Raw genomic sequence first — 17,789 nt, 5'->3', positions numbered from 1 at the left:
TAACGCCGTTTTCAATTTGGAGAAACTTATGCGCCGCACCGCCCTCCTGCTGCTCGCACTTGCCGCCGGCACGTCCCTTGCTTCCGGCCTCAGCCAAAAAGACACGCCGATCAATACGCGCTACCGCGAAACGCCCGAAGAAGCCGCCGCCCGGGAATTTAAAGAACAGACCGCCGAACTGCCGCCGCTGCCCGATACGCACTCGGACGGCTGGTTCGACATTTATGTGGATGAAAATTACGGCAAACAGCCGAAAATCCTGCTCGACAGCCTGCAAATTATGCCCGCGCCCGACACCAGCATCCGCTATATCCTCAATATCCGCTCCGACAAAGGCTACGACAACCTGACTGCCGAAGGCATATTCTGCGCCCGTTCCTCCATCGGGTTCGGCAACGGCAAACCTTCCTCCTACAAGGTATTCGGCTACGGCGATACGGTCAACCGCCGCTGGATACAGCCCCGCAATACCGGATGGAAACCGATAGGCGGTACGCTTGGGCGCAACGACGCATTGCGCGGCGTACTGTATGACGCATTTTGCGGAGGCGGCGCACCCGCCGGCAACCGAGGGCTGATACAACGCTTGAAAGAACGCGCCGGACGCTATACCCGCCGATAAAGCGGTACGGCAAACAAACCAAATGCACAAATGCCGTCTGAAACATCTTCAGACGGCATTCGCATTATCAGGCTTTATGCGGCGGCAACCTTGTCCTGACGGAGCAGCAGCGTCATCAAACTGCTGATTCGCTGCTTCATCTCGCGCCGGTCGACAATCTGGTCGATTGCTCCTTTTTCCAGCAGGAACTCGGCGCGTTGGAAGCCTTCCGGCAGCGTTTCGCGCACCGTCTGCTCAATCACGCGCGGGCCGGCAAAACCAATCAGCGCGTTCGGTTCGGCAAGCACGACATCGCCCAAAAATGCGAAGCTGGCAGATACGCCGCCCATAGTCGGATCGGTCAATACCGATATAAACGGCAGGCGTTTTTCCGTCAGCAGGTGCAGCACGGCACTGGTTTTCGTCATCTGCATCAGCGAGTTTACACCCTCCTGCATACGTGCGCCGCCGGAAGCCGCCACACAGACGAACGGACAATTGTCGGCAGCTGCGCGGCGGACACCCTGCACGAAACGCTCGCCCACAACCGAACCCATCGAACCGCCGATAAAGCGGAATTCAAACGCGGCAACGACGACGGGCAACCCGTTCATCTTGCCTTTCACCACCACCAGCGCATCATCTTCCCCGGTCTGCTTGCGTGCCGCGCCCAACCGGTCCGGATATTTCTTACTGTCTTTAAACTTCAAAGGATCGGTCGGTTTGACATTGGCGGCGATTTCATCCCGACCCCCTTCATCCAAAAGCAAATCCAGGCGTTGGCGTGCCGACAACGGATTGTGGTGGTTACATTTCGGGCAGACCTGATGATTCTTCTGCAACTCGGTCGAATAAACGGTTGCCGCACAAGACGGACATTTGTGCCACAAACCTTCGGGAACATTGGAAGAACCGTCTTTGCTGCGGTTTTTGATTTTGGGCGGCAGGATTTTATCTAACCAACTCATAGGCAACTCCTAAAATATTCAGGATGCGGGACAGCCGTCAGCGCACGGCATCCTTCAACTCTTTGACCAAAGCACCGACGGCAGCAGCCTCGTTGCCCGTATTGTTTTCGATTTCTTTCACAATCCGGCTGCCGACAATAACCGCGTCGGCAACCCGGCCGATTTTGCGCGCGCTTTCCGCATTGCTGATACCGAAACCGACACCGATGGGAATATCGATATACTGACGCAAATACTCTATTCTACTCGAAACTTCATCCGTATCCAAACTTGCCGCACCCGTAACCCCTTTGAGCGATACATAATAGACAAAACCGCCGGCAAATTGTGCAATGGTCTTAATGCGTCCTTCAGTCGTCGTCGGTGCAATCAGGAAAATACAGTCAACCCCGCTGCCTTTCAGCTCGCGATATAAAGAATCGATGGTTTCGATGGGGGAATCCACCGTCAGCACGCCATCCACGCCCGCCTTTGCGGCCTCTTGTGCAAACTCCCGATAACCCATCTTATGTATGGGGTTCAAATACCCCATCAAAACAACCGGCGTTTGCGTGTCGGTTTCACGAAACTTCCTGACAACATCCAAGACATCGCGCAGGGAAACACCGTTTGCCAACGCCCGTTCCGCCGCACGCTGAATCACCGGCCCGTCCGCCATCGGATCGGAAAACGGCACGCCCAACTCTAAAATATCCGCACCGTTTGCAACCATACTGTGCATTATTGCCAAAGTCACCCCAATATCCGGGTCTCCAACCGTAATATAAGGAATCAATGCCTTTTCACCGTTTAAAGCGGCAAAAGCCTGCCGGATTCTGCTCATTTGTCTCTTCCATCCTATCGGCAAATATGCCGTAAAACACAATCGGTAAATTTTTCCCAGTATAGCATTTGCGGTACGGATAAGCGAATACGGAAAATGAAAACCGGGAAAGATTATGCCGTGCAGTTTTTTGTTTCTCAAAATTCCCCGCTCTTCCGAAACCCGCCCTTCAGGTCGGTCAAATCGGATTTTGCACGGGCGGGCACATTGCAAATCCAGGCAGCGCACGGCAGGCAACACCGCGTATCGGCACTTCCGCAACAAGGCGCGTAAAAAAAGACGCTGTAAAATACAGCGTCTTCTCATCTTGGCGGAGTAAGAGGGATTCGAACCCTCGATGCAGGTTGACCCCACATGCTTCCTTAGCAGGGAAGTGCCTTCAGCCTCTCAGCCATTACTCCTAAGGAAGCCGTAACTATAATTGACTTTCCCGACACCGTCAAGGGAAAACATAATGCGGATATTAATGTTTTGAAACTAAATGATATTTACCCTATCGATGCCCGGTTCGGCATTCTTTTCCTTTTGAATGGGAATTTACCGCCGGTGTCCGCCGAATGTTCAGGCAAAATGCTTTCGGGCATCCTGTTTGATTTCCTGAAACCACGCGTCTTCAGGAAAACGTGCAAGTGCCGCATCCAATGTTGACAGCAGGTTTTGCGACAGGGCTTTGGTCAGGTATTCCTCCTCGTTGGCTTCTGCCGCTTTGTCGGGCTGTTGTGCCAAACCGTCGGCACGGGCTTTGTGTCCGTGCGCCAAATAATTGAGCGCGGTAATTTTCTGCGCCCAAAGCTGCGGTATATCGGGATTGTCCTCAATCATCACCGATAGAATGGATACGGCGGTCGCCAGCCTGCCGCCGTTCATTCTAAGGTCGAGGGAACGGTTGGGCGGCAGGGTGCTGAGTGTTTCTGCCATTCTGAACCAAAATTCGCCGCCGGCTTCGTCGGGTGCGTTCAATTTGAGCATTTCATAGTGAACCTCCTGATCGTCGTTTTGCACGAGACCCCATACTTCGGCAAGGATTTTTTGTTCTTCCCGGCTCAAGTGTTGCCACTTTTCAATATGTTGCTGCATATCTTTTCCCTTTGAACCTGTTTTATACGGTCTGAAATACAGCGCGAACCCTGTCCAAATCTTCCTGCGTATCTACGCCGGCGGCGGGGGCTTCTTTGGCGGTTTCGACGGCGATGGGATAACCGTGCCACAGGACGCGCAGCTGTTCCAGCGATTCGATGGTTTCCAACGGCGAAACGCTCATTTCAGCGTAGCGTTGCAGAAAACCGGCGCGGTAGGCGTAGATGCCGATATGGCGCAGGACGGCGGTTTCAGACGGCATTTCGCGTTTTCCGGCACGCATTGCATCGCGCGGATAGGGAATCGGGGCGCGGCTGAAGTAGATGGCGTTGCGGTTTTTGTCGAGGACGACTTTGACGACGTTGGGGTTCATAAACTCGTCGAAATCGTGCAATTCGTGGGCGGCGGTCGCCATTTGTACGTTGTTTTCCACCAAGACTTCGGCGGTGCGGTCGATGAGTTCGGGTGCAATCAGCGGCTCGTCGCCCTGTACGTTGACAACCACCAGATGCTGCGGCAGCTTCAGCGCGGCGGCGGCTTCGGCAAGGCGCGTCGTGCCGCTTTCGTGCCGGTTTGAAGTCATAACGACTTCGACTCCGTGCGCCTGACAGGCCGTCTGAATGTCGGGATGATCGGTGGCAACGACGACGCGCGCGGCTTTGCTTTTTGCCGCCTGTTCGGCAACGCGCACGACCATCGGTTTGCCGTGGATGTCCGCCAAGGCTTTTCCGGGCAGGCGCGACGAATCCAGCCGCGCCGGAATCAATACGACAAATTCGGTCATACTTTGAGTTCCTCTTCGCTCAACGCTCGTACTTCGTTTTCCAGCATATAGGGGATGCCGTCTTTAATCGGATACGCCAGCTTCGCCTGACGGCTCCACAATTCCTGTTTGTCCTGATGATATTCCAGCCTGCCTTTGGTAACGGGGCAGACGAGGATGTCTAAGAATTTTTTTTCCATAGGGTCTCTTTCGAGTTTATAGTGGATTAAATTTAAATCAGGACAAGGCGACGAAGCCGCAGACAGTACAGATAGTACGGAACCGATTCACTTGGTGCTTCAGCACCTTAGAGAATCGTTCTCTTTGAGCTAAGGCGAGGCAACGCCGTACTGGTTTAAATTTAATCCACTATAATAGTTTAATCAATCGGATGCCCTCTGCAATATTTCAGACGGCTATTATTTATTTCCGATGCCTTTTCCCAAGCTGTCCGGCCTGCTTGCAGCCTGCATCGGGATTTTTACCGCCGCAGATGATGCGCCGCAACTCTTCCGTAAACTCGGGCAGATGATGTTGCGCGATTTTCCCTGACAATGCAGTCCAAGATACCGCTATTTCACTCATCGATTTCTTGATTAAGCGCGGATTTTTGGCAACGACGGACTGACCGACGGGCGAACCGTAAAAGGCAATCATGCCGTCAATTTCTTCTTGCGTGTATATCTCACGGGCATTCTTCAATAAAGTATTGCGGACGGACTGTTTCACTTCGGGCGTAATCAAATCTTTTAAAACATTCTCACGATAGCGGTTAAAGGCTTTTGCCGCCTGATCTTTTTTCTCTTCCGGCATTTCGGCAAGGGCTTTGTCCGCATACGGTTTAAATCCGGCATTAAAGCCCTCGATCATATTTTTTCTATATCCCGGTCAAAATTCTGCGTATCCAACCAACGCTCCAGCGACGCGTCGCTGGGCGGGGCGGCAAATGCGCCGGCGCACAATGCCAAAGAGGCGAAAGGTAATAACAGGGTTTTCAGCTTCATATCCAATCCTTTAATAAATGATTAATGCAGATAAAAAATACAACCGGCTTCCATTATTCCTGCGCAGGCGAGAATCCGGAGATTTAGGACTTCGGAAACCTCTTGGTCATTTCTGAAAAATCAAGATCCGGATTCCCACCTGCGCGGGAATGACGGCGTAGGGCGTTCTTATTCCAGTCCGTGATCACTTCGTCCAAACCGCGCTTTCAGACGGCCTTCGGCACCTTCCAACCGCTCCAGCACAAACTCCGCCAAATCAGGTTCGATTATCGCACAAACGGGCAGCACCCATATATGGTTCAAACCAATGCCGTCTGAAAACTTGACCGCATCCTTTTCTGTAATAATCACCGCGTCCGCATCGGGCAGATCTGCCGCCGAAATATCGGCGTGGTCGGGCAGCGCGACGGTTTGGTTCAAAGTGATGCCCATATGCCGCAACGAATCGAAAAACCGCGACGGCTTGGCGATACCGGCGACTGCCGCAACGGCTTGGTTTCCCAAACCCGCCAAATCCAATTTTTCGGACGGCCGGTTCAAACGGTAAATTTGTCCTGTTTCGATACGGCTGTGGAACATATTTTCAGACGGCATAAACGACGCATCAGCCTTGCCGCCGCTGACAACGACCGCATCCACTGAGTCCAGCCGCGACAAAGGTTCGCGCAAACTGCCGTTGGGCAGCAAATCCAAATCCGTACGCCCCGTATCCGCCGCCGGAAACACAACAATTTCTACATCGCGCCGCAGAGCGTAATGCTGCAAACCGTCGTCCGCCACAATCAGCCCAATATCGGGATGCGCCGCCAGCAACGCCCTGCCTGCCTCCGCACGACTGACTCCAACCGCCGTCGGCGCGCCGGTTTTGCGGAACAGCAGCAAAGGCTCGTCGCCCGCATCTTCCGCCCGGCTCTTCTCATTCAATACATGAACCGCCTTGCTCTTGCGCCCGTAACCCCGGCTGATGATGCCGACCTTGACACCCTTTTCCTGCAAACCCGACACCAGCGCGGCAGCAATCGGCGTTTTCCCCGTCCCGCCCGCGTGGATATTGCCGACCACGACCACAGGCACGGACAGCTTTTCGCTTTGCCGTTTTCCCGATAAAAAATCCGCCCGCCGTTTTGCCGCAATTTTGGCAAACAGCCCGGAGAGCGGCTTGAGCAGAAAAGACAAAACCGGATAAGGTTTTTGCCAATGCCGTTCGATAAGGGTATGAAGTTTAAAATAATTCGGCATATTCGATACCAGTCCCCGAAGCAGAATCAGCCGGGGCATTAATAATGCGTACCCAATGCAGACCAACCCATAAACAAGACCGAACCGATAAGCAAACCAATCAGGTAAATAAGCAACTGCGCTTTACAGAAATTGGCACGGTTGGGGTTGCCGATGCCGAATGCCCAAACAAAAAGCATAATGATGTTGACCAAAGGAATCATGAAAACAATCATCGTCAACACCCACTGTCCTGTCGTCATAACGGGGGCGGTTGGTTTTGAAGTCTCGGGCATATCGCCGATATGATAACGGACAGTCTCCATCTCTTTCATTTTCCAGTATCTTTCATTTATCAATCTGACAGCAAAATGCCGCCTGAAAACAGTTCAGACGGCATTTCAAACCGCAAACGGCTTACAGCTTCCATCCGCCCAGCTTGGCGGCGTAGGCTTCCAAATCTGCAATCGGACGAGTTGCCACGCCGCTTTCCATCGCCGCTTTGGCGGCAGCCGTAGCGACGCGCGGCAGCAGGCGGGAATCGAACGGGGTCGGAATCAGGTATTCCGCGCCGAATTCGAATTTCTTACCGTAAGCGGCAACCACTTCTTCGGTTACTTCTTCCATCGCCAAATCTGCCAAAGCATACACGCAGGCGCGTTTCATTTCTTCGTTGATGGTGGTCGCGCCGACATCCAACGCGCCGCGGAAGATGAACGGGAAGCACAATACGTTGTTGACTTGGTTCGGGAAGTCTGAACGGCCGGTGCCGATAACCACGTCCGAACGGGTTTCTTTCGCCAGCGGCGGCAGGATTTCCGGATTCGGGTTGGCCATAGCGAACACGATGGGTTTTTCGTTCATCGTGTTCAACATTTCCGGGGTCAGCAGGTTCGCGCCGGAGAGACCCAAGAAGATATCTTTGCCTTTGACGGCATCGGCAAGCACGCGTTGGCCGTTGTCTTCAATGGCGTAGAACTGTTTGGACTCATCCATGCGGTCTTTGTCTTCGCGGGTTTGGTAAATCACGCCTTTGGAGTCGCAAACGGTTACGTTTTCGCGTTTCAAGCCCAAATCCAGCAGTTGGTTCAGACAGGCAATCGCCGCCGCACCCGCGCCGGAGCAAACCAAGGTCGCTTCTTCGATTTTGCGGCCGGTAAAACGCAGGGCGTTCAATACGGCGGCGGCGGTAATGATGGCCGTGCCGTGCTGGTCGTCGTGGAATACAGGGATTTTGCAGCGTTTGCGCAATTCGCGTTCGATGTAGAAACACTCGGGCGCTTTGATGTCTTCGAGGTTGATGCCGCCGAAAGTCGGCTCTAAAGCGGCGATGATGTCCACCAGTTTTTGCGGGTCTTTTTCATCGATTTCGATGTCGAACACATCCACGCCGGCGAATTTTTTGAACAATACGCCTTTGCCTTCCATCACGGGTTTGCCCGCCAGCGCGCCGATGTCGCCCAAGCCCAAAACGGCCGTACCGTTGGAAATCACGGCAACCAAATTGCCTTTGGCGGTGTATTTGTAGGCATTTTGAGGATCGGCGTGGATTTCCATACAGGGGGCGGCTACGCCCGGAGAGTACGCCAACGCCAAATCTTTGTCGGTCGCCAGAGATTTGGTCGGAGTAACGGAAATTTTGCCCGGAACGGGTAATTCGTGGAACTTGAGGGCGGCTTCTTTCAATGAGTTTTCCATAATGTCGGTCCTGTTTGCGGGAGGTTTTTACAGCGGGCAGGTCTGAAACGGGCGGCTTCGGGCGTTTGAAACCGCCAAAGCCGGCTGTTAACGGACAGCCTCTGTAAGGGGCGGTAATCTTATCATATCCTTCGGGCGGCGCATACCGTTCCGGCTGCATTTGTTTTGATGTTCCGGCTTTATCGGCTTCACGCCCGAAACTTGTGTAATAATCTTTCTTGACGATGCCGGCGGACTTTCAGACAGCATTTCGTTCAAACTCAAACATTCAATCCGAAATGCCCGTCCAACGTCATTTCAATCTGATGCCCGACCGCTTCCGGACTCCGGCTGCCGTCGATGACGGCGTATCGTTCCGGCTGCCTGCCGGCACGTTGCAGATACACTTGGCGCACGCGCTTGAAAAACCCGGCCTCTTCTTGTTCAAAACGGTCTTTCTCGCGCGTTTGCCCGATACGCGCCATCGATACTTCCGGCGGCACATCCAGCAGCAGGGTCAAATCCGGCTTCAAACCGCCCTGCACCCAATGTTCCAAAATTTCAATGTCTTCAGACGGCATCCCCCGCCCGCCGCCCTGATAGGCGAAGGTCGCGTCGGTAAAACGGTCGGACACGACGTGTATGCCGTCTGAAAGCGCGGGCAGGATAACTTCCTCGATGTGCTGCATACGCGCGGCAAACATCATCATGGTTTCCGCGCGCAAACCGGCTTTGGTTGCCGGATTGAGCAAAATCTCGCGCAACGCCTCGCCCAACGCCGTACCGCCCGGTTCGCGCGTAAACAGGACGGGCAGCCCCCTCCGTTCAAACCATACTTTGATGGCGGCAAGATTGGTGGATTTGCCCGCGCCGTCTATGCCGTCCAAAGTAATAAATTGCGGCTTCATCTCCATTCCTTTCCGGTTGTCGAAACCCCGCCGTTTGCGGCGGCTGTCATTTTGTGCGGAAGCAGGCGCGCCCTCGGGACAACGTGCGGGGCGGTACTTGATGATGCCGTCCCTCGCGTTAAATCTCTAAAATGCCTCTGCATCCGAAACCCCGCCGTTTGCGGCGGAAAATCCGACAAAAGGCGGAAACGCCCGCTTCCCGTCCGAAGGCAGCCTGCAAACGGCGCACCGTTGCAGACACGCGCCCGAATCGGGATATGCCGTCTGAAAACCCGGCGGCGCGGTTTATTTTTTCAAAATATATTTGCGGACGGCGGCGTTGTGTTCATCCAAATCGCGGCTGAACCGGCTCAAGCCCGTGCCGTCCATTTTGGAAACAAAATAGAGATAGTCCTCGCCGGACGGGTGCGCGGCGGCATCAAGCGCGGCCTTGCCGGGCAGCGCGATCGGGGTCGGCGGCAGGCCGGCGCGCGTATAAGTGTTGTACGGCGTATCGCGGCGCAAATCCGCCTTTCGGATTTTACCTTTGTATGCGTCGCCCATCCCGTAAATCACGGACGGGTCGGTTTGCAGGCGCATACCGATTTTCAGGCGGTTGACGAACACGGACGCAATACGGGCGCGGTCGGCTTCATGCCCGGTTTCCTTCTCGATCAGGCTCGCCAAAATCAGCATTTCGTAGGGGTCTTTATAAGGCAGCCCTTCCTGCCTGCCCGCCCAAGCCTCGTTCAGGCGGCGTTGCATCGCCCTGTATGCCGCCTTGTAAATCTGCAGGTCGCTGCCGCCCGCACCGGCTTCGTAGCTGTCGGGGAAAAACCGGCCTTCCGGATTCCCGCCCGCCGCCTCCGGCGCGATTTCCGCCATCAGTTTTTCATCGCTCCACCCTTTGGTATCGTGTCCGATGTCGGGCGTGCCGTCGATGGTTCGGCGCATATGGGCAAAACGCGACCCTTCGATAATCTGCACAGTCACCGAATCCGGCCTGCCGCCGCGCATTTTCTGCAAAATATCCCAAGCCGACACTTCCGAAGGCAGCCTGTACGTACCCGTGTGCAGCCTGTTGTGCACGCCCAAAACGTAGGCCGCCGCCGCCAACACATACCTGCTGAACACGATGCGGTCTTCGGCAAGCTTTCTGCCGACCGAGGAAATACCCTGATTTTTAACAATTTTAATCCTGTATGCCCTGCCGTTGTCTTTAGGGACGAAAAGCAGCGCCGCAAAAACGGCCGCCGCCACGGTCAAAAAAACGGCAGACCATTTCAACAATTTTCTCAACATGGTAGGATTCCCAGCATTCGGAATACGTCTTAAAATTTCGGGCGACAGTATAACCCAAATTGCCCGCCGCAAAGGAGGAACATAATGGACGACCGCGATACGGCGCGCTGGCAGGGCGGCTGGCTGCAAAGCGTGCGCCGCACCCCCTCTCCGAACTTCGCCCCGAGGGAGGACGGAGAAGAGGTTTCCCTTATCGTCTTGCACAATATCTCGCTGCCGCCGTTCGAATACGGCACGGATGCTGTGGAAAAACTGTTCGCCAACCGCCTGGAACCGGACAGCCACCCGTTCTTCAGCCTGATACACACTTTGCGCGTATCCAGCCATTTCTTAATCAAACGCGGCGGCGAAACGGTGCAGTTCGTCTCCTGCGACGATATGGCGTACCACGCCGGCGTGTCTTCATTCGGCGGCAGGGAAAAATGCAACGCCTTTTCAATCGGCATCGAACTGGAAGGCTGCGATTTCGAGCCTTTTGCCGAAGCGCAATACCGTTCGCTCGAAACCTTGTTGGACGCGATTTGCCGCCGCTACCCCGTTGCCGCCGTTGCCGGGCATCAGGACATCGCGCCCGGCCGCAAAACCGACCCGGGGCATTTTTTCGACTGGCAAAAAATCCGGCAAAAAGGCTTTCCCGTGGACAGAAATGCCGTCTGAAGGCCGCGCGTCCCATACCGTGTTGCAGAAAATCCCCCCTTATTTCGACACACTGCTGTCATACCCCGCGATTTTCGTTATAATTCAAACATTATAACCGGCCGTTTTGCCAGAGTGCCGGAAACGCAAGCCCGATTGAACCGCAGCGCCGCACTTTTGCGTATCCTGCATCCCGAAATTTAAAGTGATTGCCATGATTTACATCGTACTGTTCCTCGCCGCCGTCCTCGCCGTTGTCGCCTACAATATGTATCAGGAAAACCAATACCGCAAAAAAGTGCGCGACCAGTTCGGACACTCCGACAAAGACGCGCTGCTCAACAGCAAAACCAGCCACGTCCGCGACGGCCAACCGTCCGGAAGTTCGGGCGTGATGCAGAAACCGCAAGCCGAGGTTAAAAAACCGGCCAAACCGCACGATCCCGCCCTGCTCAGCCTTCAGGAACAGGATGCCCTCTATATCGCCAAACACAAACAGGCGGCAGCTTCTCCGTTCAAAACCAAAATCGAAACCGTCTTAGAAGAAGGCGGCACGGCCGCCCCTTCCCCCGCAGCCCCGCAGCCCCAAACCGAAAAACCCGCGCCGCAGGCCGCACCCGTCCCGCAAACGCCGACAAAACCGCTGATTACGCTCCAAGAATTGTCCAAAGTCGAACTGCCCTGGTTTGACGTGCGTTTCGATTTCATCTCCTATATCGCGCTGACCGAGGCGGCAGAGCTGCACGCGCTGCCCCGCCTTTCCAACCGCCACCGCTACCAAATCATCGGCTGCACGACGGACGACCACTTCCAAGTCGCCGAACCCATCCCCGGCCTGCGTTACCAGGCCTTCATCATCGGCGTTCAGGCGGTCAGCCGCAACGGCCTCGCCTCGCAGGAAGAACTCTCCGCCTTCAACCGCCAGGTGGACGCATTCGCACAAAGCATCGGCGGCCGGACGCTGCATACCGACCTTGCCGCCTTTATCGAAGTGGCTTCCGCGCTGGACGCGTTTTGCGCCCGCGTCGATCAGACCATCGCCATCCATTTGGTCTCCCCCACCGGCATCAGCGGCGTAGAGTTGCGTTCCGCCGTATCGGGCGTAGGCTTTACACTCGGAGAAGACGGCGCATTCCACTACGCCGACGAATCCGGTTCGACGATGTTCTCCATCTGCGCGCTCAACAACGAGCCGTTTACCAACGCCCTTTTGGACAACCAGTCCTACAAAGGCTTCAGTATGCTGCTCGATATTCCGCACTCTCCGGCAGGCGAAAAAACCTTCGACGACCTCTTTATGGATTTGGCGGTACGCCTGTCCGGCCAACTGAACCTCAATTTGGTCAACGACAAAATGGAAGAAGTATCCACACAATGGCTCAAAGACGTGCGTACCTATGTTTTGGCACGTCAGGAAGAAATGCTCAAAGTCGGCATCCGGCCCGGAAGCCAAACCGCCCTGCGCCTATTCTCATAAATCCGGAATCCCGAAGGCGGATACATCGGCAGCGGTGCATCCGCCTTTTGTTTTCAGGTAAAATCCGACCGTTTCCAACCTGTTTCCCGTTCAGACGGCATCTTTAAAAATGCCGTCTGAAAACCTATCCGCCATGAACCCGACCGCACAACGCATACACGAACTCACCGACCTGCTCAACCGCTACGCCTACGAATACTACACCCTAGACGCGCCCAGCGTACCCGATGCCGAATACGACCGCCTGTTCCGTGAACTCGAAGCGTTGGAGTTAAACCATCCCGAGCTCAAGCTGCCCGACAGCCCGACCCAGCGCGTCGGCGGCGAGCCTTTGGCAGGCTTTGACGAAGTACGCCACGAAGTGCCGATGCTGTCGCTGACCAACGCCTTCTCCCCGCAAGATGAAAACGGCGTGTTCGACCACGCCGAAATGTATGCTTTCGATGAACGTGTGCGTAACGGTTTAAACGGCGAACAACCGGAATATGTAATCGAACCCAAATTCGACGGCCTCGCCATCAGCCTGCTCTACCGCGACGGCGTATTGGTGCAGGCGGCAACACGCGGCGACGGCACGACGGGCGAAGACGTGACCCAAAACGTCAAAACCGTCGCCAACATCCCCCTGCGGCTGCACGGCGAAAATACGCCCGAACTCATCGAAGTGCGCGGCGAAGTGTTGATGCTCAAAGCCGATTTCGCCGCGCTCAATAAACGTCAAGCCGACAACAATCAAAAACCCTTTGCCAATCCGCGCAACGCCGCTGCCGGCAGCCTGCGCCAACTCGATTCGCGCATCACCGCGCAACGCAAACTGCACTTTTTCCCCTATTCGATTGCCCGCCAGCAAGGCGGTTTCGCAGCCGAAGAACACATCCAAGAACTCGCCTATTTCCAAAAACTCGGCTTCAGCCTGCCCGACGGCAATTTCGGCTGTTTCAAAAATATCGATGAAGTATTGGCGTTTTATGAACAAATGCAGCAAAAACGCCCCGAACTGCCCTACGAAATCGACGGTATGGTCGTCAAAGTCAACAGCCTGGCGCAACAGCGCGAACTCGGCTTCATCTCCCGCGCGCCGCGCTGGGCGGTTGCCCACAAGTTCCCTGCCGAAGAAGCATTAACCATTGTCGAAGCCATCGATGTGCAAATCGGGCGCACCGGAGCCGTTACCCCCGTCGCCCGCCTGCAACCCGTATTCGTCGGCGGCGTAACCGTTACCAACGCCACCCTGCACAATCAGGACGAAGTGTCCCGAAAAGACGTGCGCATCGGCGATACCGTCGTCGTGCGCCGCGCCGGAGACGTGATTCCCGAAGTCGTGCGTGTGATTTTCGAACGCCGTCCGATGCGGGAAACCGCCGTTGCCGTTTCAGACAGCATCGGGCATCGGCAGGACGATTTGTTTGCCGAAACACCGTCCGCAAACCAAACCCGATCTGTCCCGCTCCACAAGCCCTACCGCCTGCCGACCCACTGCCCCATCTGCCGCAGCGAAATCGAACGCGAAGAAGGCGAAGCCGTCGCCCGATGCAGCGGCGGCATGCTTTGTCAGGCGCAACGCGCGCAAGGCTTAATCCACTTCGCCTCGCGTAAAGCGATGGACATCGACGGCTTGGGTGAAAAACAAATCGAACAGCTGGTCGCCCAAGACCTCGTCCGCCATTTCGCCGACCTCTACCGCCTCGACATCCCGACCCTGCAAAAAATGAAGGAAGCGGCGGACAAAACCGTTGCCGAATCGGATCAAATGCCGTCTGAAGGCAGTTCGGTCGGCGCGTCGGGCAAACATAAAAAACCACCGGTCAAGTGGGCGGAAAACATCCTCGCAGGCATAGAATCCGGCAAAACACCCGAACTCGCCCGCTTCCTGTTCGCGCTCGGCATCCGCCACGTCGGCGAACGCACCGCCAAAACGCTGGCACAGGCATTCGGATCGCTGGAACGCGTCCGCCGCGCGCCCGAACCCGTCCTCGCCTGCCTGCCCGACATCGGCACGGTAGTGGCGCGTTCCATCGCCCACTTCTTCGCCCAAGCCGAACAGCAGGCGATGATAGACGAGCTGCTCGCCGCAGGCGTTGCCCCGCAAACCCAAGCCGTTACCATCCCGCCCGCCCGCCACGCCGAACCGCAACGCTGGATTGCCCGCCTGCCCGGTTTCAAAATCAGCGAAAACAAAGCCCAAGCCTTATGGGAACTCGCCGGCCAAAGTATAGAAGGGCTGCAAACCGACAAAGCTCTTCCCACCGACTGGCAGGCGTGGCGCAGCGAAGCACAAAACGCCGCCCTGCTCGAAAACCTAAAAACCTTCTTCGCGCAAATGCCGTCTGAAGACGAAGCGGCGCAGCGTTCAGACGGCATCAATAAAGCCGTAGCAGGCAAAACCTTCGTGTTAACCGGCACCCTGCCCACGCTCAAACGCGACCAAGCCCAAGCATTAATCGAAGCCGCAGGCGGCAAAGTTTCCGGCAGCGTGTCCAAAAAAACCGACTACGTCGTCGCCGGAGAAGCTGCGGGCAGCAAGCTGGAAAAAGCCAATGCCTTGGGCGTTTCCGTCCTCAGCGAAGCCGAACTGCTTACCCTGCTCGGCTGAACCTGTGCCGTCTGAACTGCCTTCAGACGGCATTGTCCACTTTTCCGAACCACACCATGCACACCATTTCCTTTCCAAACCGCACCCGGCTCACCGCCCTACCGCCCCTGTCGCTTTACATCCATATCCCGTGGTGCATCAAAAAATGCCCGTATTGCGACTTCAATTCTCACAGTCTGAAAAACGGATTGCCCGAAGCCGCCTATATCGACGCGCTGCTGACCGATTTGCAGCTCGAATTGCCCAATATTTGGGGCAGGCCGGTGGAAACGGTATTTTTCGGCGGCGGTACGCCCAGCCTGTTTCAGGCAGAATCGATTGACCGTTTGTTGAGCGGCGTGCGTTCGCTGTTGCGCTTGCAGCCGGAAGCGGAAATTACGTTGGAAGCCAATCCGGGTACATTTGAAATCGAGAAATTTCAAGGATTTAAAGACGCAGGCATCACGCGGCTTTCCATCGGTGTACAGAGTTTCAACGACGATATGCTCTCAAGGCTGGGGCGCGTCCACAACGGCAAGGAAGCCTTAACCGCCATAGCTACCGCCCTGAAATTATTTGATAAAGTCAATATCGACTTGATGTACGCCCTGCCGAACCAGACCGTTCAGACGGCATTGGACGACGTGCAAACCGCCATCGCCACAGGCGCGACCCACATCAGCGCGTATCATCTGACGATGGAACCGAACACGCCGTTCGGACACACGCCGCCCAAAGGTTTGCCGCAAGACGAAGCCGCCCTCGACATCGAAGACGCGGTACACGGCGCATTGGAAAACGCCGGCTTTATCCATTACGAAACATCGGCTTTTGCGAAACCCGCCATGCGGTGCCGCCACAATTTGAACTACTGGCAGTTCGGCGATTATTTGGGCATAGGCGCGGGCGCGCACGGCAAAATTTCCTACCCCGACCGCATCGAGCGCACCGTCCGCCGCCGCCATCCCAACGACTACCTCGCCCTGATGCAAAACCGGCCGGGTGAAGCCGTCGAACGCAAAACCGTCGCCGCCGAAGATTTGCCTTTCGAGTTTATGATGAACGCCCTGCGCCTGACCGACGGCGTACCCGCCGCGATGTTGCAGGAGCGCACGGGCGTACCGAGTGCCAAAATCATGGCGCAAATCGAAACGGCAAGGCAAAAAGGCCTGCTGGAAACCGACCCGACCGTGTTCCGCCCGACCGAGCAGGGACGTTTGTTTTTAAACGATTTATTGCAGTGTTTTTTATAAGCGCAAACAAATCGGCGGCCGCCCGGGAAAACCCGCCCCGAACGCTGCCGGCAAATATGTTTATCGATGGAAACGCAGCCGCATCCCCTCCGGGGCGTTTCAGACGGCATCGCCGCCGGAAATGTCCGACGCTTAAGGCAACGCCGCACACAAAAAACCGTATGCCTGCACCTGCAACAATCCGACAGATACCGCTGTTTTTTCCAAACCGTTTGCAAGTTTCACCCATCCGCCGCGTGATGCCGCCATTTAAGGGCAACGCGCGGGTTAACGGCTTTGCCGTCGGCAGAGAAGCCGGCGTGCGCCGCGTATCTTGGGGCATTGAAAATATTACGATGCAAAAAGAAAATTTCAGTATAATACGGCAGGATTCTTTAACGGATTCTTAACCATTTTTCTCCCGATCATAAAGAAAGGAACCAAGATATGAAAAAAGCACTTGCCGCACTGATTGCCCTCGCCCTCCCGGCCGCCGCACTGGCGGAAGGCGCATCCGGCTTTTACGTCCAAGCCGATGCCGCACACGCCAAAGCCTCAAGCTCTTTAGGTTCTGCCAAAGGCTTCAGCCCGCGCATCTCCGCAGGCTACCGCATCAACGACCTCCGCTTCGCCGTCGATTACACGCGCTACAAAAACTATAAACAAGTCCCATCCACCGATTTCAAACTTTACAGCATCGGCGCGTCCGCCATTTACGACTTCGACACCCAATCGCCCGTCAAACCGTATCTCGGCGCGCGCTTGAGCCTCAACCGCGCCTCCGCCGACTTGGGCGGCAGCGACAGCTTCAGCCAAATCTCCACCGGCCTCGGCGTATTGGCGGGCGTAAGCTATGCCGTTACTCCCAATGTCGATTTGGATGCCGGCTACCGCTACAACTACATCGGCAAAGTCAACAACGTCAAAAACGTCCGTACCGGCGAACTGTCCGCCGGCGTACGCGTCAAATTCTGATATATGCGTTATTCCGCAAACCGCCGAGCCTTTCGGCGGTTTTGTTTTCCGCCGCCGCAACTACACAAGCCGGCGGTTTTGTACGATAATCCCGAATGCTGCGGCTTCTGCCGCCCTATTTTTTGAGGAATCCGAAATGTCCAAAACCATCATCCACACCGACAAAGCCCCCGCCGCCATCGGCGCGTACAGCCAAGCCGTGCGCGCGGGCGACACCGTTTACATGAGCGGTCAGATTCCCCTTGATCCCGCCACGATGACCGTCGTCGGCAACGGCGATTTCCGCGCCGAAGCCCGCCGGGTCTTTAAAAACCTGCAAGCCGTCGCCGAAGCGGCAGACGGCTCGCTGGACGACATCGTCAAACTCAACGCCTACCTGACCGACTTGGGCAACTTCGCCGTCTTCAACGAAGTGATGGCGGAATTTATCGCCGAGCCGTTTCCCGCCCGCGCCGCCGTCGGCGTTGCCTCGCTGCCCAAAGGCGTGCAGGTCGAAGCCGAAGCCGTCCTCGTTTTGAACGCATAATTCCACGTTCGGACTGCATGATATTTCAAAACCATGCCGTCCGAACCGCAA

At 55.7% G+C, this 17,789-nt stretch carries 16 protein-coding genes, 1 tRNA gene and 2 pseudogenes; 7 read left to right on the top strand and 12 right to left on the bottom strand.

The annotated features are described in order from the left end of the window. The first annotated feature begins 28 nt into the window (after positions 1 to 28). Positions 29 to 663: pseudogene (locus tag FGL10_RS00555) on the top strand (CNP1-like family protein). Positions 664 to 696: 33 nt separating this feature from the next. Here the strand turns inward: FGL10_RS00555 and accD are convergent. The 12 genes and pseudogenes from accD to mltG all read right to left on the bottom strand — a co-directional run bounded on the left by accD (position 697) and on the right by mltG (position 10,320). Next, a complete protein-coding gene (gene accD / locus FGL10_RS00550) occupies positions 697 to 1,569 on the bottom strand; it encodes an acetyl-CoA carboxylase, carboxyltransferase subunit beta (RefSeq protein ID WP_003709655.1) in 873 nt (290 codons plus the stop codon). A 37-nt stretch (positions 1,570 to 1,606) separates the two neighbouring features. After that, complete coding sequence (gene trpA / locus FGL10_RS00545) at positions 1,607 to 2,392, bottom strand: tryptophan synthase subunit alpha (protein WP_003709657.1); 786 nt, start codon at positions 2,390 to 2,392, stop codon at positions 1,607 to 1,609. 308 nt (positions 2,393 to 2,700) lie between these two features. Beyond that, positions 2,701 to 2,793 (bottom strand) — tRNA-Ser (locus FGL10_RS00540). 160 nt (positions 2,794 to 2,953) lie between these two features. After that, positions 2,954 to 3,469, bottom strand: a complete 516-nt coding sequence (locus FGL10_RS00535) for a hypothetical protein (RefSeq protein WP_003709661.1) — start codon at positions 3,467 to 3,469, stop codon at positions 2,954 to 2,956. A gap of 22 nt (positions 3,470 to 3,491) precedes the next feature. Continuing rightward, the gene (gene kdsB / locus FGL10_RS00530) at positions 3,492 to 4,253 is read right to left on the bottom strand and encodes a 3-deoxy-manno-octulosonate cytidylyltransferase (RefSeq protein ID WP_003709663.1); all 762 of its coding nucleotides are present in this window, start codon (positions 4,251 to 4,253) and stop codon (positions 3,492 to 3,494) included. Continuing rightward, positions 4,250 to 4,432 carry a Trm112 family protein gene (locus FGL10_RS00525; protein ID WP_003709665.1) on the bottom strand — a complete coding sequence of 61 codons (183 nt, stop codon included), beginning with the start codon at positions 4,430 to 4,432 and terminating at the stop codon, positions 4,250 to 4,252. The genes kdsB and FGL10_RS00525 overlap by 4 nt, the downstream gene beginning before the upstream one ends. Before the next feature lie 223 nt (positions 4,433 to 4,655). Further along, a pseudogene (locus FGL10_RS00520) lies at positions 4,656 to 5,236 on the bottom strand (DUF2059 domain-containing protein). A 168-nt stretch (positions 5,237 to 5,404) separates the two neighbouring features. After that, positions 5,405 to 6,475: a tetraacyldisaccharide 4'-kinase gene (gene lpxK / locus FGL10_RS00515; RefSeq protein ID WP_036469906.1), complete on the bottom strand. Its 1,071-nt coding sequence runs from the start codon at positions 6,473 to 6,475 to the stop codon at positions 5,405 to 5,407. A 38-nt stretch (positions 6,476 to 6,513) separates the two neighbouring features. Beyond that, positions 6,514 to 6,789, bottom strand: a complete 276-nt coding sequence (locus tag FGL10_RS00510; protein WP_003709676.1) for a hypothetical protein — start codon at positions 6,787 to 6,789, stop codon at positions 6,514 to 6,516. An 82-nt stretch (positions 6,790 to 6,871) separates the two neighbouring features. After that, complete coding sequence (locus tag FGL10_RS00505; protein ID WP_003709678.1) at positions 6,872 to 8,152, bottom strand: malic enzyme-like NAD(P)-binding protein; 1,281 nt, start codon at positions 8,150 to 8,152, stop codon at positions 6,872 to 6,874. Positions 8,153 to 8,412: 260 nt separating this feature from the next. Continuing rightward, positions 8,413 to 9,039 carry a dTMP kinase gene (gene tmk, locus FGL10_RS00500; protein ID WP_036469897.1) on the bottom strand — a complete coding sequence of 209 codons (627 nt, stop codon included), beginning with the start codon at positions 9,037 to 9,039 and terminating at the stop codon, positions 8,413 to 8,415. A gap of 285 nt (positions 9,040 to 9,324) precedes the next feature. After that, positions 9,325 to 10,320 (bottom strand): endolytic transglycosylase MltG, encoded by a 996-nt coding sequence (gene mltG, locus FGL10_RS00495; protein WP_003709685.1) that lies wholly within the window; start codon positions 10,318 to 10,320, stop codon positions 9,325 to 9,327. An 84-nt stretch (positions 10,321 to 10,404) separates the two neighbouring features. Between mltG and ampD the strand changes: the two genes are divergently transcribed. The 6 genes from ampD (at position 10,405) to FGL10_RS00455 (ending at position 17,738) form a co-directional block, all read left to right on the top strand. Then, on the top strand, positions 10,405 to 10,977 hold the full coding sequence (ampD, locus tag FGL10_RS00490; protein ID WP_003709688.1) for a 1,6-anhydro-N-acetylmuramyl-L-alanine amidase AmpD: 573 nt from the start codon (positions 10,405 to 10,407) through the stop codon (positions 10,975 to 10,977). 193 nt (positions 10,978 to 11,170) lie between these two features. Beyond that, a complete protein-coding gene (locus FGL10_RS00485) occupies positions 11,171 to 12,433 on the top strand; it encodes a cell division protein ZipA C-terminal FtsZ-binding domain-containing protein (RefSeq protein ID WP_003709689.1) in 1,263 nt (420 codons plus the stop codon). A 109-nt stretch (positions 12,434 to 12,542) separates the two neighbouring features. Next, a complete protein-coding gene (gene ligA, locus FGL10_RS00480) occupies positions 12,543 to 15,026 on the top strand; it encodes an NAD-dependent DNA ligase LigA (RefSeq protein ID WP_003709691.1) in 2,484 nt (827 codons plus the stop codon). Positions 15,027 to 15,082: 56 nt separating this feature from the next. After that, complete coding sequence (gene hemW, locus FGL10_RS00475; RefSeq protein ID WP_003709692.1) at positions 15,083 to 16,258, top strand: radical SAM family heme chaperone HemW; 1,176 nt, start codon at positions 15,083 to 15,085, stop codon at positions 16,256 to 16,258. 426 nt (positions 16,259 to 16,684) lie between these two features. Next, positions 16,685 to 17,212 (top strand): outer membrane beta-barrel protein NspA, encoded by a 528-nt coding sequence (nspA, locus tag FGL10_RS00460; protein ID WP_002214205.1) that lies wholly within the window; start codon positions 16,685 to 16,687, stop codon positions 17,210 to 17,212. Positions 17,213 to 17,348: 136 nt separating this feature from the next. Beyond that, on the top strand, positions 17,349 to 17,738 hold the full coding sequence (locus tag FGL10_RS00455; RefSeq protein WP_003709695.1) for a RidA family protein: 390 nt from the start codon (positions 17,349 to 17,351) through the stop codon (positions 17,736 to 17,738). The last annotated feature ends 51 nt before the right edge of the window (positions 17,739 to 17,789 follow it).

Origin of the sequence: Neisseria lactamica, from assembly GCF_901482445.1 — a bacterium.
Classification (GTDB): domain Bacteria; phylum Pseudomonadota; class Gammaproteobacteria; order Burkholderiales; family Neisseriaceae; genus Neisseria; species Neisseria lactamica.
The sequence above is the reverse complement of the archived record's forward strand: the minus strand, read 5'-3'. Positions and strand labels throughout refer to the sequence as shown.